This window comes from Streptomyces sp. NBC_01244, from assembly GCF_035987325.1.
GTDB lineage: Bacteria > Actinomycetota > Actinomycetes > Streptomycetales > Streptomycetaceae > Streptomyces.
Genome location: NZ_CP108488.1, coordinates 383,930 through 408,461 on the forward strand (window position 1 = coordinate 383,930; position 24,532 = coordinate 408,461).

At 71.9% G+C, this 24,532-nt stretch carries 19 protein-coding genes and 1 pseudogene; 9 read left to right on the forward strand and 11 right to left on the reverse strand.

Translation table 11 applies throughout. The features are described 5' to 3' along the window. Positions 1-104: 104 nt before the first annotated feature. The gene (locus OG247_RS01615; RefSeq protein WP_327250454.1) at positions 105-677 is read right to left on the reverse strand and encodes a snapalysin family zinc-dependent metalloprotease; all 573 of its coding nucleotides are present in this window, start codon (positions 675-677) and stop codon (positions 105-107) included. 444 nt (positions 678-1,121) lie between these two features. Between OG247_RS01615 and OG247_RS01620 the strand changes: the two genes are divergently transcribed. Next, entirely contained in the window at positions 1,122-2,261 is a 1,140-nt protein-coding gene (locus OG247_RS01620; RefSeq protein ID WP_327250455.1) for a hypothetical protein, read from the forward strand. A gap of 364 nt (positions 2,262-2,625) precedes the next feature. Here the strand turns inward: OG247_RS01620 and OG247_RS01625 are convergent, their stop codons facing one another. The 7 genes and pseudogenes from OG247_RS01625 to OG247_RS01650 form a co-directional block, all read right to left on the reverse strand. Continuing rightward, a complete protein-coding gene (locus tag OG247_RS01625; protein ID WP_327250456.1) occupies positions 2,626-3,078 on the reverse strand; it encodes a hypothetical protein in 453 nt (150 codons plus the stop codon). Between the two features lie 291 nt (positions 3,079-3,369). Next, complete coding sequence (locus OG247_RS01630) at positions 3,370-4,290, reverse strand: NmrA family NAD(P)-binding protein (RefSeq protein ID WP_327250457.1); 921 nt, start codon at positions 4,288-4,290, stop codon at positions 3,370-3,372. Positions 4,291-4,373: 83 nt separating this feature from the next. After that, positions 4,374-4,874: a hypothetical protein gene (locus OG247_RS01635; protein WP_327250458.1), complete on the reverse strand. Its 501-nt coding sequence runs from the start codon at positions 4,872-4,874 to the stop codon at positions 4,374-4,376. Positions 4,875-5,046: 172 nt separating this feature from the next. After that, positions 5,047-5,565, reverse strand: coding sequence for a MarR family winged helix-turn-helix transcriptional regulator (locus OG247_RS01640; RefSeq protein ID WP_327250459.1), 519 nt, complete (start codon positions 5,563-5,565; stop codon positions 5,047-5,049). Between the two features lie 129 nt (positions 5,566-5,694). Then, positions 5,695-6,123 carry a HEAT repeat domain-containing protein gene (locus OG247_RS44700; RefSeq protein WP_442813568.1) on the reverse strand — a complete coding sequence of 143 codons (429 nt, stop codon included), beginning with the start codon at positions 6,121-6,123 and terminating at the stop codon, positions 5,695-5,697. Next, a pseudogene (locus OG247_RS01645) lies at positions 6,023-9,583 on the reverse strand (HEAT repeat domain-containing protein); the annotation flags it as partial. The gene OG247_RS44700 and the pseudogene OG247_RS01645, both read right to left, overlap by 101 nt. A 202-nt stretch (positions 9,584-9,785) precedes the next feature. Then, positions 9,786-10,586, reverse strand: a complete 801-nt coding sequence (locus OG247_RS01650) for a hypothetical protein (RefSeq protein ID WP_327250461.1) — start codon at positions 10,584-10,586, stop codon at positions 9,786-9,788. Positions 10,587-10,789: 203 nt separating this feature from the next. Here OG247_RS01650 and OG247_RS01655 point away from each other — a divergent pair, with 203 nt between their 5' ends. Together OG247_RS01655 and OG247_RS01660 are read left to right on the forward strand one after the other, a co-directional pair. Then, entirely contained in the window at positions 10,790-11,305 is a 516-nt protein-coding gene (locus OG247_RS01655; protein ID WP_327250462.1) for a hypothetical protein, read from the forward strand. Between the two features lie 488 nt (positions 11,306-11,793). After that, positions 11,794-13,398, forward strand: a complete 1,605-nt coding sequence (locus OG247_RS01660) for a TROVE domain-containing protein (protein ID WP_327250463.1) — start codon at positions 11,794-11,796, stop codon at positions 13,396-13,398. Positions 13,399-13,456: 58 nt separating this feature from the next. On the opposite strand, the gene OG247_RS01665 is transcribed toward OG247_RS01660, so the two are convergent. The 3 genes from OG247_RS01665 to OG247_RS01675 form a co-directional block, all read right to left on the reverse strand. Continuing rightward, positions 13,457-14,065, reverse strand: coding sequence for a hypothetical protein (locus OG247_RS01665; RefSeq protein ID WP_327250464.1), 609 nt, complete (start codon positions 14,063-14,065; stop codon positions 13,457-13,459). A 95-nt stretch (positions 14,066-14,160) separates the two neighbouring features. Continuing rightward, positions 14,161-14,493: a hypothetical protein gene (locus tag OG247_RS01670; RefSeq protein WP_442813196.1), complete on the reverse strand. Its 333-nt coding sequence runs from the start codon at positions 14,491-14,493 to the stop codon at positions 14,161-14,163. 483 nt (positions 14,494-14,976) lie between these two features. Next, a complete protein-coding gene (locus OG247_RS01675; protein ID WP_327250465.1) occupies positions 14,977-15,858 on the reverse strand; it encodes a hypothetical protein in 882 nt (293 codons plus the stop codon). Between the two features lie 139 nt (positions 15,859-15,997). On the opposite strand from OG247_RS01675, the gene OG247_RS01680 reads away from it, so the two are divergent. From OG247_RS01680 to OG247_RS01705, 6 genes are all read left to right on the forward strand, one after another. Then, positions 15,998-16,366 (forward strand): hypothetical protein, encoded by a 369-nt coding sequence (locus OG247_RS01680; RefSeq protein ID WP_327250466.1) that lies wholly within the window; start codon positions 15,998-16,000, stop codon positions 16,364-16,366. A 46-nt stretch (positions 16,367-16,412) separates the two neighbouring features. Continuing rightward, the gene (locus tag OG247_RS01685; RefSeq protein ID WP_327250467.1) at positions 16,413-16,985 is read left to right on the forward strand and encodes a hypothetical protein; all 573 of its coding nucleotides are present in this window, start codon (positions 16,413-16,415) and stop codon (positions 16,983-16,985) included. A gap of 46 nt (positions 16,986-17,031) precedes the next feature. Beyond that, positions 17,032-17,364, forward strand: coding sequence for a hypothetical protein (locus tag OG247_RS01690; protein ID WP_327250468.1), 333 nt, complete (start codon positions 17,032-17,034; stop codon positions 17,362-17,364). A 144-nt stretch (positions 17,365-17,508) separates the two neighbouring features. Beyond that, positions 17,509-18,363 (forward strand): DUF4132 domain-containing protein, encoded by an 855-nt coding sequence (locus OG247_RS01695; protein WP_327250469.1) that lies wholly within the window; start codon positions 17,509-17,511, stop codon positions 18,361-18,363. Then, positions 18,360-23,342: a hypothetical protein gene (locus tag OG247_RS01700; protein WP_327250470.1), complete on the forward strand. Its 4,983-nt coding sequence runs from the start codon at positions 18,360-18,362 to the stop codon at positions 23,340-23,342. The genes OG247_RS01695 and OG247_RS01700 overlap by 4 nt, the downstream gene beginning before the upstream one ends. Further along, entirely contained in the window at positions 23,339-24,532 is a 1,194-nt protein-coding gene (locus OG247_RS01705) for an ATP-binding protein (protein ID WP_327250471.1), read from the forward strand. Before OG247_RS01700 ends, OG247_RS01705 begins: the two co-directional genes overlap by 4 nt.

Sequence of the window (24,532 nt, forward strand, 5' to 3'; positions counted from 1 at the left end):
GAACAGCCTCGCGGACCCGGGGCAGGGCTACCGCGTACCTGACGAGGGCGCCGTCGTCCGCCCGACGGTCGCGCACGCGAAGGCCCGCGTCGCGGAGCCGCCGGTCAGGGGGCGTCGATGAGTACCCGGCCGTCGGTCGGCACGGTTGCCGCGAGCCCGTTCGCGTACGCGTTCTGCACGCGGGACCGCTCGGTCGCGTTGGGCACGGCGTTGGTGCAGGCCGTCCCGGCGCTGGACCCGGACATCAGCTGGGAGCACGGCCCCGGCTTGGTGTCCGGGAGGCCCAGGCTGTGGCCCAGCTCGTGCGCGGCGATGCGCGTCTTGTCGTACCCCTGGCTCACGGCCTGCGCGCCGAGTTCGACTCGCACCTGTCGCCCAGGACGGACCGGACCGAGGGTGGCCTGCGGCCAGCCGGTGGTGGCCACGATGACGATCTCGGCCCGGACCCCGGGCGCCGCCTCCACCAGCCGGATGTTACTGACGTTCGCGTTCCAGGAAGCGACCCCGGCCGTGATGGCCGCTTCCCAACCTCCGGCCCGGCTGTCGTCGTAACGGAGCGTCACTACCGCTGCGGAGGCGGCCGGTACGGGTGCGGGTGCCGCGGTCGCGGCGGTTGCCGCCGCGAGAACCATTGCGGCGGCGGAGGTGCCGAGTTTCAGCCAGGTGCCCAGAGCCATGGTCGTCTTCCTTCATACGTGGGGGGACCCGGCTCCTCGGCGGAGCCGGGGCACTGGAGACGCCGCCGCCGCCCGCCCGTGGCCGCACGTTCGGACAGCCGCCCCTCCGGAGCCCTAAGAAGGTAGCCCCGCACCCCACTTACCCGTCATGCACCTGCCAGCCAATTCCGGCAGGCACTCCAGCCGATGCCCGGTCAGCGGGCGGCACCACCCAGATCATCGATCGGCGGGCGGATCAGTGCTCGCGCGCCTCCGGCGGCAGCAGGCCCGAGCAGGGGTTGAGGGTGGAGGGCAGGCCGGAGCAACCCACAGCACACGCCCGGTGTGTCCCGAAAAGAATAGATGTTGATCTGATGTAAACAATGATCGGATCACCCCCGGCGCCTCCCCCCAACAAGGAGTCAGACGATGAGGCCACTGCGCCGCCCCCACCAGGCCACTACCTTGCTCGCCGCGCCCGCATTCGCTCTCAGTTTCGCCGGCCTGGTCGCCACCCCCGCTCACGCCGCCACCATCAACGTCACCTGCTCCCCCGCCGCCCTCATCCAGGCCATCACCACCGCCAACAGCACCCCCACCACCTCCGACACCCTCAACCTCGCCCGCGACTGCACCTACGCCTATTCCGAGCAGATCGCCGGCCCCGGCCAGGCCGCGCTCCCCCAGGTCACCAGCCCCATCACCATCAACGGACGCAACGCCACCATCACCCGCGACGAGAACACCGACCACGAATTCCGCTTCTTCAACCTCCCCCCCACCACCGGCGGGAACCTGACTCTCCGAGACCTTGCCCTCACCAAAGCCAAAGTCGGAGGAGGCGCCCAGGGCGGGGCCATCCAGCTGGGATTCGGCACCGTCGCTTCCCTTTCCAACACCCGCCTCACCGGCAACACCTCCAGCAACGGAGGCGGCGCCATCAACAACAACAATGGAAGCCTCCGCGTCGTAGGTTCCTACTTCAACAGCAACAACACCGAAGCCGGCCACGGCGGTGCCATCCTGAGCAACGGCACCACACGCGTAGATCTGAGTGTCTTCACCAGCAACTCCACCGGCCCCGTCACCGGTGGCAACGGAGGAGCCATCGCGCACAGCACCATCTCTTCACCCTTCACCCTGACCGCGAGCATCCTCACCGGCAACGAAGCACAAGGCCTCGGCGGTGCGGTCTACAACACCAGTTCCTCCGCGACCATCACCAGCAGCCAGATCCGCAGCAACGACGCCAGAACGGGCGGGGGCATCGCCAACTTCGGCACGCTCACCACCAACGTCCAAACCACCATCCGTGGCAACACTGCAAGCTTCTCCGGTGGTGGCATCTACAACTTTGGAACGCTCAATACCCGCAACACCCTCATCGACGGGAACGCAGTCACTCAAGGAACCGGCGCCGGCATGCACAACCAGGGCGAGGCGACGCTCCACGACTCCCGCATCACACGCAACACCGCGGCCTACGCCCCCGCCGGCCTCCACAACAACGGCGGAACCGTCACCCTCAACCACACCACCATCGCAAACAACAACCCTGGCAACTGCGATCCCTCAAACCCCGCTGCCGCTGGCTGTATTCAGTAGGTCCGCCCAGGGCGGGGGAAACACCACACCCGGCCGGTTCGCTCTCCCCGACCACCCCAGGTCAGAGCCCTGCCACCCGATGAGCAGCCTTGTCGCCGACCTACGAAAAATCGGTGACGCCCATCAGGAAACGGAAGAAGCAAGTCGATGGCCCTCAGTACCAGCAGTCCATTTCGAGGAAATCTCCCGCTTCCGTTCATTCCCCCCAACCTGCCTCGCGGGGCACCCGGATGCCGTGCAGCGCGGCCGTAAACCGCGGGCCGTCTCCCCGCTGACCGGCTGTGACCAGCAGGGATAGCGGCCAGTCGTCCTCGCGATGGGCGATCGGAGCCTTCGGGAGATCAGGTCGCGTTCACGGTGAAGGTCAGGTCTGGCACTGCTTCGTGGCCGCCTGGGACCAGCCGCTCCAGGCGGCGCCGTCGGCCCGGGCATGGACGCGGATCTCCACCTTCACCGGGCCGCACACCCGGGTCGTGCTCCCCACGGCGGTGGGGTCGGCGGCCGCGCCGGGCGCGAGGTAGGTGCGGCCGCTGCCCACCTTCTCCCAGTGGCCGCCGTCGACGACGCGGAAGAACGCCTCGTAGGAGACGTTCAGCCCCTTCTTTCCCGTGTTGCGCGCCTTGATGTACGCCGTGATGTCCCGCGTGGGGAACCTGCCCACGGAGCCCCGTTCGGCGCTGATGCAGCCGTTGACCGCCACCCGGCCGGTCGACACGCCCCCTCCGCACGCGATGGCTGCGGCGTGCGCGTTGGCCGGCAGTGTCAGCACCGCCAGCGCGGCCGCGCCCAGGATCGTTCCGGTACGCCTCAGGTGCAATGTTCCGTCCCCATTCTTGAAGCCCGACGTCTCTGAGAGACGATGACGCGCCTTCGAGCACGTGGAGCAGCCTCTGAGCGGGTTTTCGCCCGAATGGATGCAGGGACCGGCGGCAGCGGTGGCATGCCGCCGGGTCTTACCCGCGACTCGTCGCCAGAGACGACGAGCGCGAGGAAGGACAGAAGCCCATGCCGCGAGCCGAGGAGGAAGACGTCGCCGCCCACCCCATCGGTACCGTAGAGCAGCGCCCGGGCGGAGCCGCCGCTCACGCGATTGCTTTCCGCGAGTTCCTCATACCGGGAGGTCGTCCGCGGCCGGTTGAAGTGGCCGCTCCGCTGAAGGATCCGTGGAGCGGAAGTGTGCCTGGTGTTCCCGCAGGAAGGCGTCGAGGGTGCGGGGCGGGCGGCCGAGAAGGTCGGTGACTGTGGTGGTCGGGCTCTCGGGCCTGGTGACGGCGAGCTGCTGGATCTCGGTCACGTGGTCGGCGAGCCAGTCGGGCATGTGGGCGTTGCGGATGAGGCTGACGCGCAGTTCGTCCGGGGCGAGGTTGACGTAGCGGACCGCACTGCCCGTCAGAGTGGCCAGCCGTGCGGCGAGTTCGGGGTAGGAGACGGCTTCCGGTCCGGTCAGGGTGTACGTGCCGCCGGCGATGCCGGGCCTGGTGAGCGCGGCCGCGGCGACGTCGCCTATGTCGCGGCAGTCGATGTAGTTGCAGGGCGCTTCGCCCATCGTGCCGAGGATGACGCCCTGGGCGACGGCGGGAGCCAGGCGCAGGAGGTTCTGCATGAACGCGTAAGGGCGCAGGACGGTGTGGGTGAGGCCGCAGGCGCGCAGGTGTTCTTCGACGGCGTGGTGTCCGCGGGAGACGGCGACCGGGGAGTGGGGTTCGGCGGCGGGTGCGGAGATCTTGACGATGTGTCCGATGCCGGCTTGGGCGGCGAGGTCGATGACGCGGGTTTCGAGCGCGACCTGCGCGGGGCCGTTGGCCATCGCGAGGAAGAGCTGGTCGGCTCCCTTGAACGCGGTGCGCAGAGAACCGGGGTCGGCGGCGTCGGCGTACTGGACCTCAACGGGCTGCCGGTGTGCGCCGGTTGTGCCGGGGATCGGGATGTGCGGAGTGCGGGTCAGCGCGCGTACGGGTGCGCCGAGGGCGAGGAGGCTGCGGAGCAGGGCGTTGCCGGTGGCTCCGGTCGCTCCCATGACGACGATCATCGCGTACTCATTCCTTTGCTCGTTCCTTGGTGACTTCGGTCGGGCCGGGGCCCGTCGGGCGGGTGGGCCGGTGGAGGTAAGGGTTACGCCGGGGAGCCCGGGAGTGCCGGAGTGGTGGCGCGCCAGCGGAGGGTGACGATGGTGGCGGCGAGGGCCGCGGAGACGGGCAGGTCGATGCGCAGGCGCTCCAGCCAGGGGGTGGCGGGGACCGGGGTGTGGGCGGGTACCCATTGGGCCGTGAACCATCCCAGCAGGGCCGCCGCGCCGGCGGCGGTGATGAGGAGTGCGGCGGTCAGGACGAAGCTCGGGGTGGTGACCGTCCAGCGTCGGGGCCGCCCGCCACGCCGCAGCCAGAGGCCGACCAGGAACGCCACCACGGCGGAGGTGCCGGCGATGGAGGTACAGGCGGCCACGGCCAGGTCCCGCTGCCCGTTGACGAGACCGGCGGTACCGGCCATCAGCGCGGGGGCGGCGTAGGCGGTCAGCACTTCACGCCACAGGGTGAACGGCCGGGACGGCCGGGACGGCCGGGACGGCCGGGAAGCTGCTCGATTGCGGCTGGTCCTGTCCTTCGTTGCGGGCATGGTGGCCTCTTTCTCGTACGTGCGAGGGAAGCGAAGGGTCACGGCGAGGGTGGGGGCGGGGCGGGGCGGGGTGGGGCGGCAGGCCATACCGCCCCATGTGATTAGGCAGCTAACTATCGGGTCACAAAAAGGGCCCGGCCGGAGGGCGGGGCCAAAACAGCGGAGAGTGTGATCAGTCGTCGACCAGGGCCGCGCTACCGCGGACCACTCGCGCGAGCAGGTTCAAGAACACCGCGCGCTCCTCGACGGAAAGTCCGCCCACCATCGCCTCGAGCCGCCCGAAGTGCTCGGGCGCCATGTCGCGCAGGAGCTGCGCACCACGCGCGGTCAGGATGGCCACCGTGCCCCGGCCGTCCTCCACGGAGGGCCGGCGCGCGATCAGACCTTCACGCTCGAGGCCGTCCAGCAGGCCGGTGACCGTGGCCCTGGAGACACCGAGGTCGGCGGCGAGGCGCGACGGAGACTTCTCCCCGCCGTGGTCTTCGAGGTCGGCCAGCACCCGGTACCGCCCCGTCGACAGGCCGAACCGGGCGAAGTGCACCTCGGCCATCCTGCCGACCCGCGCGCCCGCCGAAATCAGCCGCACCGCGACCAGCACCGCCTGCGGATCGACCTCCAGGCCGTAGTGCTCGACCTGCCTCCTGGCCTGGTCGAGCGTGGGCGCCTCACCGTCGATGCCGTCGCTCGTCATGCAGATAGTATGGCGGCTAACTACTTAGCCCGTCAAGGCGTTCCGGACTACGCTCGCGGTTTCACGATGCCGCAGCGAGCCTGCTACCGGGCCACCGGAGGGGTAGGGGCTTACCCCACCCGCTGACCGCTACCAGTCGTCGGAGAGGCGGTCGGCCAGCGCCTGGATCTCCGGGTCATGGGGCCAGCGTTCGGCGAGTGCCATCACGGCCGCTCGCTGCAGGCTCCAGTCGGAGTCGTCGACGGCCCGCTCGCGTAGGAGTTCCTCGGTGACGGGGTCGTCGCGCCAGCCGCCTGCCAGTGCCCGGATTGCCGCGCCCCGGCTGATCGGGTGGTCGGTTTGGCTGGTGACGATTCGCCGGAGCAGTTCGCCGGTCTCCGGTCCGTGCCAGCCCGCCGCCAGGTTGTAGACGGCGACTGCGCGCAGGCGGTCGTCGGGGTCCTCGATGGCGAGCCGGGCGGAGCAGGGAGACGGTCTGCGGGGTGCGACCGTTTGTGACGAGGGCCTGGACGGCGGCTCCACGGACGTAGGGTTCGGGGTCGTTGCCGGCCCTGTCATGCGCCAGCTCGACGGTCTCGGGGTGGTCGCGCCAGCCGGCACCCAGCGTCCGTATCGCCGCCGCGCGTACGAACTCGGGGTTGCCGTCGACTGCGAGTCCGCGAAGCAGCGACAGGGTTTCCGGGTCGTCGCGCCATCCGGCGGCGAGGGCGAGAACGGCCACCTCGCGGGATTGCGACTGGCCCCGGCCGCCGGCAACCCTGCGGAGCAGTGCCCCGGCGTCGGGATGGTCGGGCCAGACGGCGTAGACGGCCCACAGCGCGGCCTGCCTCACCGGCTCGCTGGCGTCGGCGTTGGCGGCGAGCGCGCACAGCCACGGCAGCGTTGAAGGATGGTCGTGCCATTCCGCGGCCAGTGCCCGCACCGCAGCCACCCGGACCGTGTCGTCGGGGTGGGCTTCGGACTGTTCGCGCAGCAACACAGGGGTCTGCGCGTCGGTCCGCCGGTCGACGACGAGGGGCTTCAGCGCGGCATGTCGCGGATCCTCCACGGCGGGCCCGGACGCCGACCGGGCTGGGGCAGGCGCGACGGGTCGGGGCTCGGAGCGGGCGAGCGCCCGTTTCGCGGCCCCTCGCACCCATTCCTCGATTCCGGGGTCGCTGGCGACCGAACGCAACAGCTCCACGGTCTGTGGATCGTCGGGCCAGACCTCTACGAGGATGTCGAACGCCCTGCACCGCAGGTGCGGGTCGGGGTCGCGGGCGGCCCGGTCGCGTGCCGCGGCCGCGGCGTCCGGGTTGCGCGGCCAGCCGGCCGCGATGGCCCTCAGGGCGGTGAGGCGGACCGAGTGGTCGCGGTCGCCTGTCGCGGATCGGCGTGCCAAGGCCAACGTCTCGGGCTCGTTGCTCCAGCCGTCGGCGAGCGCGGCCAGCGCCCCTTGCCGTAGGTACAGGTCGTGATCGGTGAGGCAGGTCCGGAGCCAGTCGCCGGTGGACCGGTCCTGGTGACGGGTCATTGCGAACAGCTGGAGCGAGAGTCTCCGGACGTCTCCGTCAGGGTCCGTCTCGGCGAGCTCGCGGAGCAGGTCGGCGACCTGCGGATCGTCAGGCCATTCTTGGATGAGTGCGCGAAGCGCCTCCTCTCTGAGAGCGGGCTCGTGGCGGAAGACCGCCTGACTGAACAGGCTCTCGCGGAACTCGCCGTTGTCGCGTAGCAGCGCGGCGCCGACCCGCGCGGCCGGCGGTACCTGAATCCATACGAAATCCTCCCCCTCCCTCATGACGCGCAGGAACTGGCCGCGTGCCCGGTACCAGTCGTGGTATCGCCGGCGAATGGCGCGGTCGCGTGCTCCGAGCCGGCCGAGCACGGGCGGTAGCGTCTCCTCGACCGTGCGGGTGACCGGGGAAGCCTGGGACACCCTTTCCGCGACCATGTGCTCGATCAGTGCGATCACGGCGTTGACGACGGCTGAGCACTGGACGCGTAGCTTGCCGGGATCACGGACCTCGCCCAGGCAGCGGGCGGCGAGCACGATGTGGTGTGGGGTCTCGCCCGCGAACGACCTGCGCGGCGGAATGAACCACAGCGGATCGGCCGCGAGGAGGTGGTCGACGATCTCGCCTGCGAGACGCGGCTCGACCATGCCCGCGACGAGGACGAGGGTTTCGTGCCACGTGGGGTCGGCCCAGTGCTTGCCGTACACCTGGTGGATGAGGGCATCCCCCGTCAGGCTGCCCTCGATGGTGAGCCGGCGGCGGAGTTCGGCCGCGGCGTGGTACTCGAGGAAGGTCTGGTGGGGGAAGCCTAGTCCGTCGGCACGGTGGACCATCAGTCCGGTGTGCAGGAGGAGGTTCTCCAAGAACGCTTCCCAGCGCTCTGGGCGGATCTTGCCGGGGCGTCGCACGGCTTCGTGTGAGGCCAGAGCCTCCGCGAGCGGGGTGTCGTGGTCCGAAAGCCTCTGGTAGGCCAGGTGGTTGATCAGCTCGGGCAGTCGTTCGTGGACATGCCGGGCAGCGGCGTCGGCTTCCTTGCGTGCCCGCGGGCTCTGGACGCTTTCCACGAGGTGCTTGATCGACTCTTCGTGGCTCTTCGCAACGTCCTTGGTCTGGTTGTACTCGTAGACCAGGTCGGTGAATGCTTCGTACACCGCGGTACGGCCCTCCGGCAGCGGCTGCTCGGGCCTGGCGAGATAGAGCTGGCACAACATGAAGGCCATCAGCGGGGTACGGGCCAGCTCGTCCAGGGAGGCGCTGCGGAGCGCACCGGTGAAGTGTCCGGCGCGGTGGATCGCTTCTTCGTGCGGCCAGCGGGTGCTGAAGTACTTCCCCATGTAGGTGTGCAGATCGTGGGGTGTGAAGGGCTGCAGTTCGTAGTGGGGCGCCTTCAGGCCGAGAACGCGGTCGAGGACGTTGAGTTCGCCCTCCGCCAGAGGGCGGGTTGCCACGACGCACCGGTACAGCGGCGGGTCCGCCGCGACGGCGTTGGCCAGTTTCTCCAATACGGCCCGTCGCTCCTGCGCGTTGGGGAGCTCATCGAGGCCGTCGACGAGAAGCTGCCAGTGCGCGCCGCTCCACGGCCGCTGGAGGAAGCGGTCCCGGGTCAGTCCCGGGCCCCGTCCGAACCTGCTGAGCCTCCCGGTGGCGTCGGCGAGCACATCGGGTACCTGCTTCTCCTCTCCGGCAAGGGCATGTGCGCTCACCCAGACCGGGACGGCCGAACCGGACTTCCCGGCGTTGCGCGTGTCGTCGAGCAATTCACCGGCCGCGTCGCGCAGCCGCGTGCGCAGCAGAGTGGACTTGCCGGTTCCGGGGCCGGCGATGAGCACGCTCATCCGGTCGGCCGTCCGGAAGACCGCTTCGGCCGGTTCGGAAGGAGCGACGAGGCCGGTACTGCTCCTTCCGCCGGTAGAGCCGTCGCCGGGCGGGGCCTGCCCGTCCCGGGCCGTGGGGTGGCTGCGCTGGCGGACGTAGACCTCGGTCAGGGAAGGCGGTTCGGGAATGTCCTGATCCGGATGCGTCTCGGCGGCCTTGCGGGCCGCTTCGAGGTAGCCGCGCACCTCCTCGTCCATGCCGGTCCAGCGCTGGGCATCCTCATGGAGCTGCGCCCAGGTGCGGCGGAACCTGCCCTCCACGTACCGCGTGTCCCTCCCGCTGATCACTTCGAGCATCACGACGACCACGGACCACAGCTCATCGAAGTGCTGCGGCACGGTTGGTTCCTTCGAGCCCGTCTTCTGCTTCGGGAACCAGCCGTTGACCGTCGAGGAGCCCAGGTCGCCGCCTTCCTTGTACGGGCGGAGGCAGGGTTCGGTCTCCAGAAGGCCTGCGGCTTTGCGCCGACGCCGGTTGACCTTCTCGATCACGGTCCTCTCCGTCGTCCGCTTTTCACGCAGGGCTTCCCTGAGATCCCCGAGCCGCTGCGCCAACACCAGCCGTCCCTCGTGCTCTTGCCTCGCGCTCACTTCCGGCCTCCCCACTCGGGTGCTGTTGTGATCCGACCGATCCGGCACCCCCGGAGCCATGGTCCTGCGACCTGGCGGCTTGCGGCGGGAAATCCGGCGATCCGGTATCCATGGCCGCCCCCCAAGGGTCCTGGAGAAGGTTCTCGTGGCCACCTCGTCCGGGGCGGTCGAGGCTGCTTGGGGAAGGACTGACACATGGACATCTGGTGGGCGGCGGTGCCTCTGGCCGGGCTCGCGATCCTCGCGATCACCCTGGTCGCCATCACCGGCCTGGCGCTGAAGGACACCCCTTCACAGGACCGCGCCGGCATCCTGCACGCCGTCGCGGCATGCGTGCGGGGACTTCGAGGACGCCGATGACGATCCGGGTCCAGCGGCGGGCGGTGTCGGATACCACGGTCCCCCACGGCACTGGTGGCGTTGCGCGCGTCGAACGCGGCCGCGATCCGTCCGGCTTCGGAGCGGACGTGGGCGAGGAGCGTTCCACCTGGTGCTGGGCGAGGTGCCGTATCTCGCAGGCCTCGCAGTCGCTCATCTCGGTGCGGGGGCGCGTGGCCCACAGGTCGTAGGCGTCGGCCTGGCAGGTGCCCGTGTGGTGCGCGAGGTGGTAGCGCATCGCCGCGACCGGCTGCATGCCGTGGTCGGCCGCCGCGTAGCGGCCGCGCATCGTCTCGAGCCAGCCGTGGATCGCGGCCAGTGGTACTTCGGGCACCTGCAGCAGGGACGTCGCCACCCACTTGAAGCGCCAGAAGACCTGACGTGCCTCCCACTGGCTGAGGGTGCCGGGGGCCGTGTCCCACAGCTTGAGCAGCCGGGCGAAGACCACCGGCGACTTGCGGTGCTCGCCGGTGAACTCGTACGAGCTCATCAGCTCCAGCAGGGCCGTGACGAGGGCGTCGGGCTCGTCGAGGAGCTCGGCCGCATCGACGATCTCCTCGGCGGTCACGGTGCGGTGCAGGCCGTGCGGTCGGTCATGATTCTCGCGGAGTGCCTCGACCGCGGCCTCGGGGGTGTCCAGCATCTCAGAGCGGCGCAGGGACGCCCGTAGCGGTTCCGGTGACACCGCCCTGTCGTCTCGCGCTGCGACGGTGGTGCGCGGCTTCTCGCGGATCACCGCGCCGGCGAGGACGGCTCGCTCGTACTTCGGAGGCTGCGGAGGTGGTCGGGGCCCTGCAGACTTGATACTCCATCGAAAGACCGAGGAACCATGGCCACTCTTTTCTCCGCGGCACACCGCCGGAAGTCCCGATGAGGCCAGGACCGGCCTTGCGGGCCGTGACCTTCTGCGCGATGGCCGTCGGCATGCTGACCGCCTGTTCCTCGGCCTACGATGCCGAAGACGTCGCGTACGCCGGTGACTACGGCAGCCACCCGCCGCTCGCCGTGGTCGGATACCCGTCCACGGGATCCTTGGGCATCACCCAGCAGGTGGTGTGGCGCATCGCCGACGGCAACGTCGGCGAGCTGGCCTCGCTGGTGGCGGACAAGGAGGACGAGGGCATCCCCGAGAGGACCGCCGAGAACTGGATCGCAGCATTCGGCAAGGGGGCCCGGGGCAAGGTGACCGCGGAGTTCTACGACGAGGGCTCGCTCCGGCAGGAGGTCGTGCTCTATTTGCACGAGACCGGCCAGATCAAGCAGATCCAGGTCCGGGCAACCAGCGTGGACGGCAAGGACGTCTGGCGCGTGACCATGGACGAGCCTGCCCCCGAGGAGGCCACCGCCGTGCACCCGTGGGTGCCGAAGAAGCCCGGCGAACTCGGTTCGAAGACCGCCCGGTGAGCTGATCCGGACGCGTCCTTCGCCGCGGTCCCGGCAAGGGGCATCGCCCGGTGGGGACACGGCGTGGGCGGCGAACCTCCTTCGGTACAGGCCGCGCCCGCGCGGCCTGTACCGAAGGAGGTTCGCGTCGGGGACCGGCCCGGATCAGCGGCTGCCGGTACGAGACTTGAGGGGTACGCGTCGCTGGATTCCTCGGCGCTCCGACCGCATCGCATCACCGCCGCGTCTTAATTGACTGGCACGCGGTGCGCGGGCCTGCCTAATGTGACGGCGCGACCGCGTCCCCCCGATGCGCTCGGCTGCGGCTACTTCCTTCCGAAACCAAGTGACGCCGCGGCCACTTCTGATCTCGGGGTGGCGCGGGCGCCTGCGCCCCGCCCGTCCCTCCGCTCCGTCGGACGTCTCGGACGGGGCTCCCCAATTGCCTTTGGATCCGGGGGGATTCCCTGCCTCGCCACACCCCGCGCACGTCGAAGATCTGGTCCGAGATGCTCGTGGCCCCGCACATCTCCGCCGCGGCGGCCCGTACCGCGCCCGGTCCGTGGCCCCACCATCACCCCACCGGGGCGGACCCGCTCACTTACGAAGGCGGCCCCGGCTTCGTCCGGGAGCCGCGCGAGGAGCTCTTCCTCCTGGCCGTGGGGAACTTCGTCTCCCAACAGACCGTCTACGAGGGCGGCCCGGAACGCGACGAGCGGTACACCCGCCTCGTGGGTGAACTCGCCCTCCAGGACCCCGTATGGACGGCCGGTCTGCTGCGTTGGCTCCGAGGCGAAGGAAACATGCGTACGGCCTCCCTGATCGGCGCGGCCGCGTACGTCAGGACACGGCTCGCCGCCGGGTCCTGCGCGGGACCGTCCAACCGGTCCGTCATCGACTCCGTGCTCCAACGAGCGGACGAACCAGGCGAGTTGCTCGCCCACTGGACCTCGGCCTACGGGCGGAACGTCCCCCAGCCCGTGAAACGGGGCATCGCCGACGCCGTACGGCGGCTGTACTCCTCCCGCTCCCTGCTGAAGTACGACACCGCGTCCAAGGCCTTCCGCTTCGGCGACGTCCTCAACCTCGTCCATGCCACACCCGACCCGGCCAAGCCCTGGCAGGGACCGCTGTTCCGGCATGCCCTGGACCGCCGGCACCATCCGGAGGACGCGGCGCCGCCGACCGGCGACCGGCTGCTCACCGCACACCGGGCCCTGACGGAATTGCCGCCGGACGAGCGGCGGGCCGTGGTCACCGGGCCGGGCGGCTCCGAACGGCTGGCCACGGCCGGCATGACCTGGGAGGCCCTGGCGGGCTGGCTCCAGGGACCTATGGACGCCGCCGTCTGGGAAGCCGTGATCCCCTCGATGGGGCCGATGGCGCTGCTGCGCAACCTGCGCAACTTCGACGGGGCCGGGATCTCGGACGAGGCGGCGGCCGGAGTCGCCGCACGGATCTCGGACGCCGAGGAGGTCGCCCGGTCCCGGCAGTTCCCCTTCCGCTACCTGGCCGCCCACCGGCACGCACCCTCGGCGCGCTGGTCGGCGCGGCTGGAGGTGGCGCTGAGCCATTCACTGGCCAACGTGCCTGCGCTGACCGGCCGGACCCTGATCCTGGTGGACCGGTCGGGGTCCATGTTCTACGGCACCGTCTCGGAGCGGTCCACCCTGACCCGGGCGGACGCCGCGGCCGTGTTCGGCACGGCGCTGGCGATGCGTGCCGAGGACGCGGACCTGGTGGAGTTCGGATGGTCGAGCGCGCAGGTGCCGTACCGGTCCGGGGAGCCGGTGCTCGACGTACTCAAACGGTTCAACAACCTCGGGGGCACCGACACCGCCAAGGCGGTACGCGCCCACTACCGGGGCCACGAGAGGGTCCTGATCGTCACCGACGAGCAGACGGCCCCGTACCCGGGGCGCCGCGGTCCGGCGGAACCGGTCCCGGAGGACGTCCCGGTGTACACGTGGAACCTGGCCGGGTACCGGCCCGCCCACGGCCCCGGTGGCCCCAACCGGCACACCTTCGGCGGCCTGACGGACGCCGGGTTCCGGATGATCGGCCTGGTTGAGGCCGGCCGCGAGGCCCGATGGCCATGGACGTCACAGGACTAGCGGGTTCGGTTGGATCAGGTTGGATCAGGGGGCCGCCTACTCCCCCGATGTGGTCGGGTCAGCGGTAGGGGCTCCACTGTCCGAAGCGGGCCATCAGCTTCCGGGTGGCGTTCTCATCGAGGCCGAGGTGGGTGGCGGCCTGCGCGGTGTCCACGTCGCGGGCGGTGTCCCGGGCCGCCCAGTAGCCGACCCGCTCGGCTATCACCTCCAGTCGGCGGGCCGCTCTCACCGCCGCGATCGGGGAGGTCCTCGTCAGCTTTTCGATCTCCGCTTCCAATCGGGCCAGCAACGTGGTGACCGTCTCCGGCAGGGGGATGGCCGTCGCCTCGACCTGGTCGGTGTGCCCGTACCAGTCCCGGTCGCACGCGTCAGCCTGCTCGTCCCCGCCGTCCACCAAGTCCTGGCCGCCGATCGCATCCCAGTCCAGCCGGCGCTCGGGGCCGGTCCAGCCGCAGGAGCACACCGCCCGCAGCGCGGCCGCGCGCGGTACCTGGGTGCGGCGGCCGTCGTAGATGCTCCACTGCGAGACTGCCTCGCCTCCCGAGCCGGAGGCGCTGTCGAAGTACACGGGGTCCGGGACGGTGCCGTCGGGGAGGACGGCCTCGACGGCGCCGGCGTGGGATGTGCCGAACTCCTCCGTCGTCCAGGTCTCGCGCCTGCTCACCATGCCCCTCCTCGCACCGCGCCGCGTTCAGGCGGCCCGCTGGTTGTGTGCCGCCCGAAGATGACGATGCCGCAGCCGGGCCGTCGAGCAAGCGGTATTCACGAAATGGTGTCGGGGACTTCCGCCGCACCGCCGGCCTTGACGGCGTCGACGACGCGTTCGTGAAACGCCGCGAGTCCGCCTGGCGGGTGCGGCGCGGGGCTGCCGGTGAGGGTGTACCACTCCTCCGCCCCCGTGTACTGGACCCGCACCTCGACGCTGCCGTCCGGGCCGGGCTCGGTTGTCAGGGTGACGTCGCCGGTGATGACACCGACCTCATCCGTCATCACCCCGCCAGGACCCGCCTTCACATGGGCGGTCAGCCGAACTGCGCCATCCTGGCTGCTGCCGCGGTGGGGATGCGGGGCGTCAGCCGGCTGGTTGGTGGCCATCAGGGGCACATCCTTCACATTCGTCCACGCTTCGCACTCGCTGTCGCGCTTCACGTCTTTGCCTGCCCGCTCCGGCACGACCGCGCGGGTGTCGCACGAGTCTCCCTTCCCGGTCCGGTGCGCGCCGGTGCCCCCGGCGCACCCTGCCCGGCATCCTTCCCGCGCTCGGGCCGGGCCGGCTTCGCGTCATCGCCGGCCGAGACCCCCGGATCGCAGCCCGCGAGCGCTCCCACCAACAGAGTGGCCGTCACCATAGGGACACCCAGCTGCGTCTGGCGAAGCATAATCACCCCAAACCCTCTTGAAAGTACCTTCGCGACCTTACCCACCGCGCCTACCCCGCCAAGACCACCCGAGCACGTCCCGAAGGAAGTTCCTTATGCCTGCGGCCTTGACGCCGCCGCCACCGCCACCGCCACCGCCACCGGCTGCGGGCCTCGCCCCCGCCGCCACACTTTCACCCGCAGCGGCCCCCGGCTCCGCTCAGGAGCCGGTGAGCTTCTCGACCTTCCGGGCTACAGCCTTCGCGCGCGTGCCTGCCTTCTCGGCCGCCCGCCCGGCCTCCCGCCGGCGGGCGAGGGCATCCGCCCTCTCCGCACGTGCCGACTCCACCTGCTCCTTCGCGGCTTGGACAGCTTCCTCACCCAATTCGACGGCTGCGCCGGCACGGTCCACCGACTCCTGCGCGGCCGTGACGGCCGACTCCAGTCGGTCCGCCTCCGCGCGGGCCTCGACCAACTCCGCCTGCGCCGCCTCCACCCGCTGCCGGTCCGCCCGTCCCGCAGCGGCATCCGTACCGGGCTCCCGCGTCGCGGGCCGCACGTGGCCCGACGGGGATCCTGCGGGCTGCTGCGTCCGTCGTTGCGGTGCGGTGCCCGGCTGCACTTCCAGACCGGTAAAGCCCGACGCGGCATCTGGAGCCTTCGTCAACCGACCCGCCACCCACTGCCCGGCAACGTCGGCATCAGCCAGGACCGCGTGGAGGATCTGCTCTACCTCGTGCAGCACCGGCTCGCTCAACGCCTGCCCCGCCTCGACGGCCAGAGCGCGCGCCGTCCGCGCAAGCTCCCCGATCACCACATGCTGATCATGCGACAGCTTCCGCAACTGTTCGGCGTCCAGGGTTCGGTGCGCGGAGCGGAGCGCCTCGCCGAGATCGACCAGGCCCTGCGCCTCCTTCGGCCGGCGGCGCGCCAGCAGACCGGCCGTCCACACCGCGACCGTCGGCTTCCGCAATCCGGCGATCGCCGAGGCGAGCTGCCTGTCGCCGGCCTTGCGGGCCATGGCCACGTACTCGTCCCGGGCCGCGGTGAACTCCGACGGCTTCAGCTCGGACAGCTCTGCTGCCAGCGACTCCACATCCATAGCCGAAGTCTCCCGCCCGGCCCGCAAACTGTCCGTCACCTGAGGGGCACCGCGCGTCGGCCCGCCCGAGCTCATTCGGCCGGCCGGCCGGCTCGGCGAAACGATTGGCCCCGCCCGGGGGCGTCCTACCGTGGACGGGATGCAACGTCCCCTCGCCGCGTTGTCTGCCGCCGCCGCGCCGCTGCTTGGCGCCCCGCCCCACGCGGCCGCCGCCACGGCTGCGCCGTGCGCGGACCCCAAGGATTCCACCGAGACCAAGGCCCACAGCTCCGTCGACGGGGGCGAGATCCGGTGGACCTCGAGCACGAAGTACAAGGCCGAGTGGGCACACGCGGTCAAGGTGTGGCAGTTCTCGGCGCGAGGATCAAGATCCTCGCGGACTCGAACTCGGACTCGGCCCTCGACCGTGAACGACCTGGACGTCTCCGACTTCTCCAGCAAGACGGACAAGAAGGCCGGGCATTGGACACAGGACACGGAACCGCCGCGACCGACAGGATCACGCTGAACGTGACCCAGATCGACAAGGCGAACTACCGAAAGCCGTGGGGCTCATGAAGAAGATGCTGCTGATCGCTCCGGTCGCCGCCACTGTGCTCCTGGGAGGGGGCGGCTGGTACCTCTGGGACGCGTCTTCGCCAGAGTCCGTGGAGAGCCTGTGTGACGCGCCGTACGGCACGGATACGGAAGTGGCCACCTCCGCACAGGGCATCGCCGTGGTGGAGGCGACCGGCCCGGCCGGACCGGTCTCGCTCGAGGGGATCTCCGACGCCGAGGCACGGAAGTTCGTGACGACCCCTGTGCGCGTCCTGGAAGTGGTGAAGGAGGAATGGGCGCCTGCGGTGGCGATCACCCAGAGGGTGCAGTCCGGCGGGGCCCCGGGGAGCTACACCCTGACGGTCACCCCGAACCGGCAGGAGGTACTCCTTGAGGCCGGCCGCCAGTACGTGGTGGCCGTCGGTCCCGGAGACCTGACGGCCGGGCCCGGGACGAAGAACTACGGCTTCGCGTTCGCCGAGGTCGTCCAGCCCGTGAAGCGGGGCGTGGCCGGGGAAGCCGCCTACTGGCGGGACGTTCTGGCGAAGGCCCCGCCGAAGCCGACGTGCGACGACACGCTCACCAGCTGACCTTTGGCCGGCCCGTAGCCGCCCCGCCCAGACCAGGCTCTCTTCCGTGCTCGGCGCACTGATCGGCAACCGCGGCTTCGCCATCCGCGAACCACCTCTCATGGGACTGCCCCTCAGCACCTTGCACGGGATGCTGTGTCGCTGTGACCCGAGTCCGTACCGCCGGCGGCAGTTGTCGGCCGCGGCAGCCACGCTCGGGTGGACCCTGCCCGATCTCTTCGCGGTCGCCGATGAGCCGTACTCGGAGGAGCTCCGCCCGATGGTGCACTGCCGCCACCTCCGGCGGGTATGCACGGCGGCCTTCCCCTTGACCACCTCTCAGCTGATCGAGACCGCGAAGGAAGCGGACCCACTGAGCGTGCGTGAGGACCACGCGTGATCCGCCCTCACCGTGGAACTGCCGGAGGCATTGTCCGAGGCTGCCCCTAGAGTCACACCAACGTGATCGCGGCGGCGCTGCGACCGGGGGTGTGCCATGCCGTGCCATGCCCCGGACCAGGCCGTCTGACCGAGGAGACAGCACATGGGGTGGGTTCCGGCCGGCGACTACGAAGTCGCCCTCGACGACGGGAAAGTGGTCTGCCGCAATGCGGCGGGGCGCCGGCTGAAGACGGTCCCGGGGAAACTCGCGGACGACCCGGCCGTGGTCGGACTGCGCCAGCTGGTGGAGTGGCTGGACCGGCACGAACGCCAGTGCGTCGCCGACGTGGAGCGCTGGATGGTGCGCTCGCTGCCCGTCCCCGTCGCGGTCATCGCCCAGGTGTGGCAGGACACGGCCTGGCGCTCCGCGCTGTACGACCTCGTCGTCACGGGCGAGGACGGCGAAGTCGCCGGATTCCTGCGTGACGCCGACCCCGTCCGGGGCCTCGGCCTGGTCGACCTCGACGGCGACACGGTGCGCATCGGCCCGGAGCTGGTCCGCATCCCGCACCCGGTGCTGCTGGCGGACCTGGAAGAACTCCGCGAGTTCGCGGTCGAACTCACCGTGGACCAGCGGGTGCAGCAGCTCTTCCGCGAGGTCTGGCACCGCCCGGCGGACCTGGACCCGGAGACCGTCTCGGTCGACGACTACGCGGGCGGCGCCTTCAAGGAACTGCGGTTCCTGCACGGGCGCACCACCCAGCTCGGCTACCGGGCCCGCGGCGGCCAGGCGGTGTGCCCGGTCGTCGAGGACGGCGCGACGGTCGAGGCGCGCATCTGGATCGGCGACTACGACGGCTACGAGCGGACCGAGACCGGCTCGCTGACCTGGACCGACGCCGCAGGCCGGGTACTGACCGCCGGACAGGTCGGCCCGGTCGCCTGGTCGGAAGGCATGCGCATGGCGGCGGCCCTGTACGCGGGACGCGACATCGATGACGAGGAGCAGGCGGCATGAACACCGACGACATCACCCGGGCCGCGGCCCTGCTGGACGCCGGGGCGATCCTGCGCGCGGGCACCGTCGCCCGCGACGACGCCGACACCCTCACCGCCCGCACCTACACCCACCCGGCCCTGGACGACCGGCGCGTGGTGCGCCTGGTGGCGGGCACCCTGGGTGAGGCCGAGGACCTGGCACTGGACTTCCTGGGACTCGCCCGCGAGCCCGACGCCCCCGAGGTGGGGCAGGTGCGCCGCGAGACGCTGGGGTTCCCCGCCTGGGCCCTGGTCAACGATCCGGCCAACGGCCACCACGCGCTGGCCCTGGTCAAGGACATGGAACGGCTGGCCCGCCAGGCCAAGTCCCGGGCCGGCGCCGCCAAGGACGGCTTCGAGGCACTCGCCACCCGGCTCGGCCGCGCCGTACCGCACTTCCTGCCCACGTTCTACGAGCAGGCCGCGCGCGTCTTCCTCCAGCACGACAACAGCACCTACGCCGCGACGCTCTTCGGCAAGGCGCGCGCCGCCGAGCGCGTCCACGGCCTGCCGGTCGACGAGGAGCGGCAGCGGGCCGTCTTCCTGGAGTTCGCCTTCGCCGGGGCCCTGACCGTCAAGGCGCTCAAGGACCACGCGCAGGACCTGTCGCGCCGCCTCGACCCTGCCGAGGCCTGGGCGCAGTTCCGGCAACTCGCCGTCGAACGCTGCGGTGCGGGCATGGCACCGTACGCCGCCCTGCCGCAGGACGCCCGCGCGCTCGTCAAGGCCGCGGGCCTGGACCGGGAGACCACCGAGAGTGCCTTCGTCGGCGACCTGATCACCTCACCGAGCATCGTCCGGGCCCCCGCGTCGTTCTGGACCGCCTACCGCCCGACCCTGGTGGCGCTCGCCGCCGCACGACCGGAGATCCGTACCCGCCTGTTGGAGATCATGCCGACCGGTCTCGGCGACGACCGGAAGGCCGACGAGGCCTGGCTGTCGCTGCTCGCGGAGACGGGCGCGGACGCCCTGCTCACCGACGCGGAGAGCACGGACGGCGTCGACCCCGCGGACTGGCTCAGCCGCTGGGCCCTGCACCGCAAGCACGGCTCGTCCAGTTCGCAGCGCTGCGCGCACACCCTCGCCCTCGTCGAGCGCATGGCCCCCCGGCTGCGCGCCGACGGCCGCCCCGTCGACCTCTTCCAGGGGCGCTGGCACGCGGGCGCCGACCTGGACCTGCTCGACGCCTGCGTCGCCTGGGACATACCCGTCACCGAGCCGGCGGCGGGCGCCAACGTCCACCTCCCGCTGGAGCGCTGGATCGGCGACGACACCCCGGGCCGCCGCGACCTGACGGCCGTCGCCGGCCGTGCCCGCTTGCGCGGACTGCTGTACGACGCGCTGAACGGCATGAACGGCCATCGCTCGAAGGACTCCGTGCTCGCCGCGATCGCCGCCCACCCGGTGCTCGGCGCCGTGCTCCACGACTGGCTGCGCGATCGCTCCGCGGAACTCACCGGGGCGGCGGGATTGCCCGGTTCGCGAGCGGCGCTCCGGCGCCTGTCGTCCTTCCGTGCGGTCGCCGGCCAGGTCAACCCGGAGGCCATCGCCCGGATCGCCGCCCACGACCTGGCACCGGTCCTCGGCGCCACCCTGCGCGCCGGCATCCTGGACGAACTGGGCTGGCCCGCCCTGGAGGAGACCTACCGGCGGCTCGACACCGACCGGACCGACCAGCACCACTGGATGGTGGTCGCCGAGGCCTGGCCCGCCCTGGTCCTCGCCAACCGCCACACGGCCGTCGTGGTCGGCCCCGAAGGGGTGCTGCTCGAACACGACCTGCGCCTGCCCGCCGACCTGGACCGCTGGCGGCGTCCCCGCTTCCGGTACACCGACGGCGAACTGCTGGTCATCTGGGCGGAGGACGGCAAGCAGCGCGCGTACTGGTCGAACCGCCCCGGCGAACCCTTCACCCTCGGCGGCGAGCAGCTGCCGCAGTGGTGGAACGGGCAGGATGTCGGCTCCCCGTCGCTGCCGCTGCCCGGCGGCGGCCGCGCCACCGGCGGCCGCACCCTGCACGCGGGCGACACCACCCTGCCGTCCACCCGCCCCGTGCTGGGCGACGGCACCGGACACTGGCGCCAGGGCAAGCAGGGCCGCGACCACTGCTGGGTCGAGTACGACCCGGCGGGCGGCACCCACGGGCGTGCTTCACTGCCCGCCTTCCTGCAGTCGGGAATCCGCGACGGTGCCCGCCTCGTGACCGAGGAGTGCGAGGTCCTGCCGCTGGTCCCGGGCCTGGAGACCACGCCGTTCGGCACCGACGGCGCCGTCCTGGGCCGCTGGGTGCGCACCGAGGGACAGGACCCCGACCGGCGCGTCACCTCCGGCACCCCCGACGGACGGACCATCACCCTGGCCGTCGCGCCGGGCCGCCGGGACCATCCCGTCCCGCTGGGCGCCCTGCTGCTGCCGGGCGGAGCCGCGCCCCTCGCCGCCGTCGTCGGCGGCACCGTCGAGCTCTATCCGGCGGGCGCCGTCACCACCCACGCGCTGGGATCGGTCCCCCTCGGCGAGCAGGGCGGCGAGTACGCCGCCGGCACCCGGTACGTCCCGCCGCCCGCGTTCTGGCACGCCCTGCGCCCGCGCGACGAGCGGGGCTCGGCCGCCCTGCGCGCGGTCACCGACGCGCAGATCGCGACCCTCCTCGACGCCGTCGCCACGGCACTGGCCGGGCGGAGGGCCGCGCTCGTCGCCGACACGTCGTACGACGGCCCCTCCGCGGACGAGCTCATCGAGGCCGCCGTCGCCACGGCGCTCCCCGCGCTGACCGACACCCGGCTGCTCACCGGTGTGAGCGCGCTCGTGCGGACGGCCGCCCGCCATCGCGCCGACACCGCCGCGTACGTCGCACCCCCGCAGGACGAGCCGCACGGCGGGAAGCGGCACGGCGACGGGATGTACGCCGATCACCGGCCCGTCCACGGGGACGACACGACCCTGACCGCCGCCGCGGACGGGATCGCCGCGCCGGGCGGATACGGCTATTGGGGGCGCGAAGCGAGGTGGAGCTGCCTCCAGCAGATCCTGTCCGTCAACCAGGTCCTGTCCGGCAAGCCCGCCGACGGCAAGCCGCTGCCCGACCCCACCCCGTTGCCGGCCCTCGGCGACGGCTGGACGAGCGAGACCCACACCGTCCCCGGCATGGAACTGGCCTGGCTGGCGTTCCTGGACGCCCTGGGCCCCCTCGCCTACCGCGCCGCCGCCCCCACCACCACCGACGAACACCGGGAGGCGCTGCTGCTCCTCCTGGAAGCGGTCGCCACCGGCCCGCTCGCCGACCCCGCGGGCGCCCTGCGGCAGGTCCTGCTGTGCGAGGAGGACAGCGAGGACCAGGTCGGCAAGAAGGCGCGGCTCGGCCAGGTGCTGCGCCGCGGCGACCGCACGGTGGTGATCCTCGGCCGGGGGCACACCCAGCGCAACGACCGCGTCCACTGGCTCGCCCTCGACCACGACCCGGAAGGGGCGTTCGGCCAGATCGCCGGCTTCACCCACCACGAGGACCAGCGGTACACCCCCACCCTCCCCCACGAGCGCCTGCTCCCGCTGATCCGCCTCGTCCGCGAGCGCGGCGCCGCGCCGTGGCGGCCCGAGGCGCCCGTCGCACTCGACGCCGCCACCGGCATCGGGCCCGCACAGGCGGCCCTGCTCGTCGGGGCGGGCACCGGTGAACCGGACGCGGCCGGGCTGGCCTTGGTGGGCCTCAAGGCCCGGCAGGCCGAACGGGCCGACGCCAGGCTGAGCGCGCTCGGCGGCGCCAACCGGCTGGCACTGCTGGACGCGCTGCTGCCCGCCGCCCCCGCCGACCTGTGGGAGACCGGCCCCGACACCGCGGCGGCCGCCAAGACCTGGGCGGAGCGCCTGGGCTCGCTGGTCCGGCTGCCGGAGGAGCTGGGAGACGTCCTGGCCGGTGTCTCCATCGCGTCGGCCGAAGCCGTCCTCAACCCCGGCACCACCGCGTGGCTCAGCCGCACCACCCCGATGCGGCTCGACAAGGACGGCCACCTCGTGGCGGAGGACCCGGCCGCAGTCCCGGGCCGCGGCCACCTCACGAGCGCGGTGGCCGCGCTCAGCGGGCTCGCCTACGGACTGCCGTACGGCCATCCGCTGCGCGCCCACCTGCCGGCCGGACTCGCCGCGCTGCGCCGGCGCCTGGCCGACCCCGGCCTCATCCTCGACCTGGACGTGGAGTGGACGGAGAAGGGCACCGCCACCGCGGTCCCGCTGCGCACCGCGTACGGCCTGCCCGCGACGGGAGGGGCGGGAGCCGACGGCCTCACCCGGCTCGGGGACGCCCTCGTGCTGCGCCCCTGGTACGGCGACACCGAGATGACGTTGGTGCGTACGGCCGGGATCACCGGCGCGGACGACCCCGTCCTCGGGCTGCTCGAAGGGCTGGTCGGCCCGGGCCGCGGCCACTCCCTGGCGGCCGTGCGGGCCCTGCTCGGCGACGACCTCGAACAGGCCGTCCTGGCCGGGTCGGCTCCCGGCGGCTTCACCGGTTACGCCCAGGACCCCGCCCGCTCGGTCCCGGAGCTGGTCGCCGAAGTGGCCGCGGCCCACGGTCTGGGCGACGACGCGGCCGCGCTCTACCTGCAACTGCTGGCACTGCCCGACCCGACCGACCGCGACCGCGCCCGGTGGACCGGCTGGACGCCGGGCCGGTCGAAGAAGGCCAGGACCGAACTGGCCGCCACCGGCCTGGTCCTGGAGGCCAAGCGGTCCCGCGCGGGCCGGACCCTGTTCCTGCCCTGCGGCTGGCACGACTTCAAGGCCCCCGCCCTGCCGGTGGAGACCTGGAAGGAACCCCTCTACCCGCTCCGCGACCACACCCGGGCCGTGCCGCACCTGCCGGTGCCCGCCCTGTTCGCCCGCGCGTGGGGCCGCGTCAAGGACGGCGACGCCCCCGCCTTCGAAGAACTCACCACCCGTGCCACCCGGAAGGGCCGCCGCCGATGACCACCGACACCGCCACCGTTTCCGCACCCCCGTCCGCACCCCCGTCCGCCCGGCAGGTCAGCCCGCCCGAGGACCGCCACGCGACCGAACTGGCCTTCCTCGCCGCCCACGACAACGGCCCCCGGCCGCCCGCCTGGCTGCTGAGCCCGCGCGCCGTCGTCACCTTCGTGATGGGCAGCGGAGGCGAGGCCCTGCGACTGCCCGAGGGCGCCGCGGCGCCCGACGGCGTCCCGCGCAAGCTGGTGATCGAGCAGAAGTTCGTCGGCGACCGCGCCCTGGTGGAACGCTGCGTCGTCACCCTGGCCGGAGAACGCGGGCTGCTGCTCGTCGGCGAGCCCGGAACCGCCAAGTCGATGCTCTCCGAGCTGCTGTCCGCCGCCGTGTGCGGCACCAGCGGCCTGGTGGTGCAGGGCACCGCCGGCACCACCGAGGACCAGCTCAAGTACGGCTGGAACTACGCGCTGCTCCTGGCCCAGGGCCCCACCCGGCAGGCCTTGGTGCCCTCCCCGGTCCTCACCGCCATGACCCGTGGCGCGGTGGCCCGCATCGAGGAGATCACCCGCTGCCTGCCCGAGGTCCAGGACGCCCTGGTCTCCCTCCTGTCCGAACGGCACATCGCCGTCCCGGAACTGGCCGGCAGCGCCGACGCCCTCGCCCACGCCGCCCCCGGCTTCACCCTCATCGCGACCGCCAACCTGCGCGACAGGGGCGTCTCCGAGATGTCCGCGGCCCTCAAGCGCCGCTTCAACTTCGAGACCGTCGGCCCCATCGGCGACCTGGACGCCGAGACCGCCCTGGTACGCCGCCAGGCCCACGCGGCCGTCACCCGGGCCGGCGCCCCCTTCCAGGTGGACGACGCGATCCTCGAGGCCCTCGTGACCGCCTTCCGCGACCTGCGGGACGGGCGGTCGGCCGAAGGCTGGGAGGTCGAGCGCCCCTCCACGGTGATGAGCACCGCGGAGGCGGTGTCCGTGGCCGGTTCGCTGGCCCTGGCCGCCGCGTACTTCCCCGGCGACCGGGACGTGCTGTCCCTGCTCCCCGGCCACCTTCTGGGCGTGGTCCGCAAGGACGACCCGGCCGACGCCGCCCGGCTGCTGGGCTACTGGGACGGCGCGGTGCGCCGCCGCGCAGAGCAGGGTTCGGCGACCTGGCGCACGCTGTGGGACCTGCGCCCGGCCCTGGAGAGCTGA

Excerpts from the sequence above, each read along its gene's own strand:
- OG247_RS01615 (WP_327250454.1), bottom strand. The coding sequence starts at position 677 with ATGGCTCTGGGCACCTGGCTGAAACTCGGCACCTCCGCCGCCGCAATG.
- OG247_RS01630 (WP_327250457.1), bottom strand. The coding sequence starts at position 4,290 with ATGATCGTCGTCATGGGAGCGACCGGAGCCACCGGCAACGCCCTGCTC.
- OG247_RS01635 (WP_327250458.1), bottom strand. The coding sequence starts at position 4,874 with ATGCCCGCAACGAAGGACAGGACCAGCCGCAATCGAGCAGCTTCCCGG.
- OG247_RS01640 (WP_327250459.1), bottom strand. The coding sequence starts at position 5,565 with ATGACGAGCGACGGCATCGACGGTGAGGCGCCCACGCTCGACCAGGCC.
- OG247_RS44700 (WP_442813568.1), bottom strand. The coding sequence starts at position 6,123 with ATGACAGGGCCGGCAACGACCCCGAACCCTACGTCCGTGGAGCCGCCG.
- OG247_RS01660 (WP_327250463.1), top strand. The coding sequence starts at position 11,794 with ATGCTCGTGGCCCCGCACATCTCCGCCGCGGCGGCCCGTACCGCGCCC.
- OG247_RS01665 (WP_327250464.1), bottom strand. The coding sequence starts at position 14,065 with ATGGTGAGCAGGCGCGAGACCTGGACGACGGAGGAGTTCGGCACATCC.
- OG247_RS01670 (WP_442813196.1), bottom strand. The coding sequence starts at position 14,493 with ATGGCCACCAACCAGCCGGCTGACGCCCCGCATCCCCACCGCGGCAGC.
- OG247_RS01675 (WP_327250465.1), bottom strand. The coding sequence starts at position 15,858 with ATGGATGTGGAGTCGCTGGCAGCAGAGCTGTCCGAGCTGAAGCCGTCG.
- OG247_RS01680 (WP_327250466.1), top strand. The coding sequence starts at position 15,998 with ATGCAACGTCCCCTCGCCGCGTTGTCTGCCGCCGCCGCGCCGCTGCTT.
- OG247_RS01685 (WP_327250467.1), top strand. The coding sequence starts at position 16,413 with ATGAAGAAGATGCTGCTGATCGCTCCGGTCGCCGCCACTGTGCTCCTG.
- OG247_RS01695 (WP_327250469.1), top strand. The coding sequence starts at position 17,509 with ATGGGGTGGGTTCCGGCCGGCGACTACGAAGTCGCCCTCGACGACGGG.
- OG247_RS01700 (WP_327250470.1), top strand. The coding sequence starts at position 18,360 with ATGAACACCGACGACATCACCCGGGCCGCGGCCCTGCTGGACGCCGGG.
- OG247_RS01705 (WP_327250471.1), top strand. The coding sequence starts at position 23,339 with ATGACCACCGACACCGCCACCGTTTCCGCACCCCCGTCCGCACCCCCG.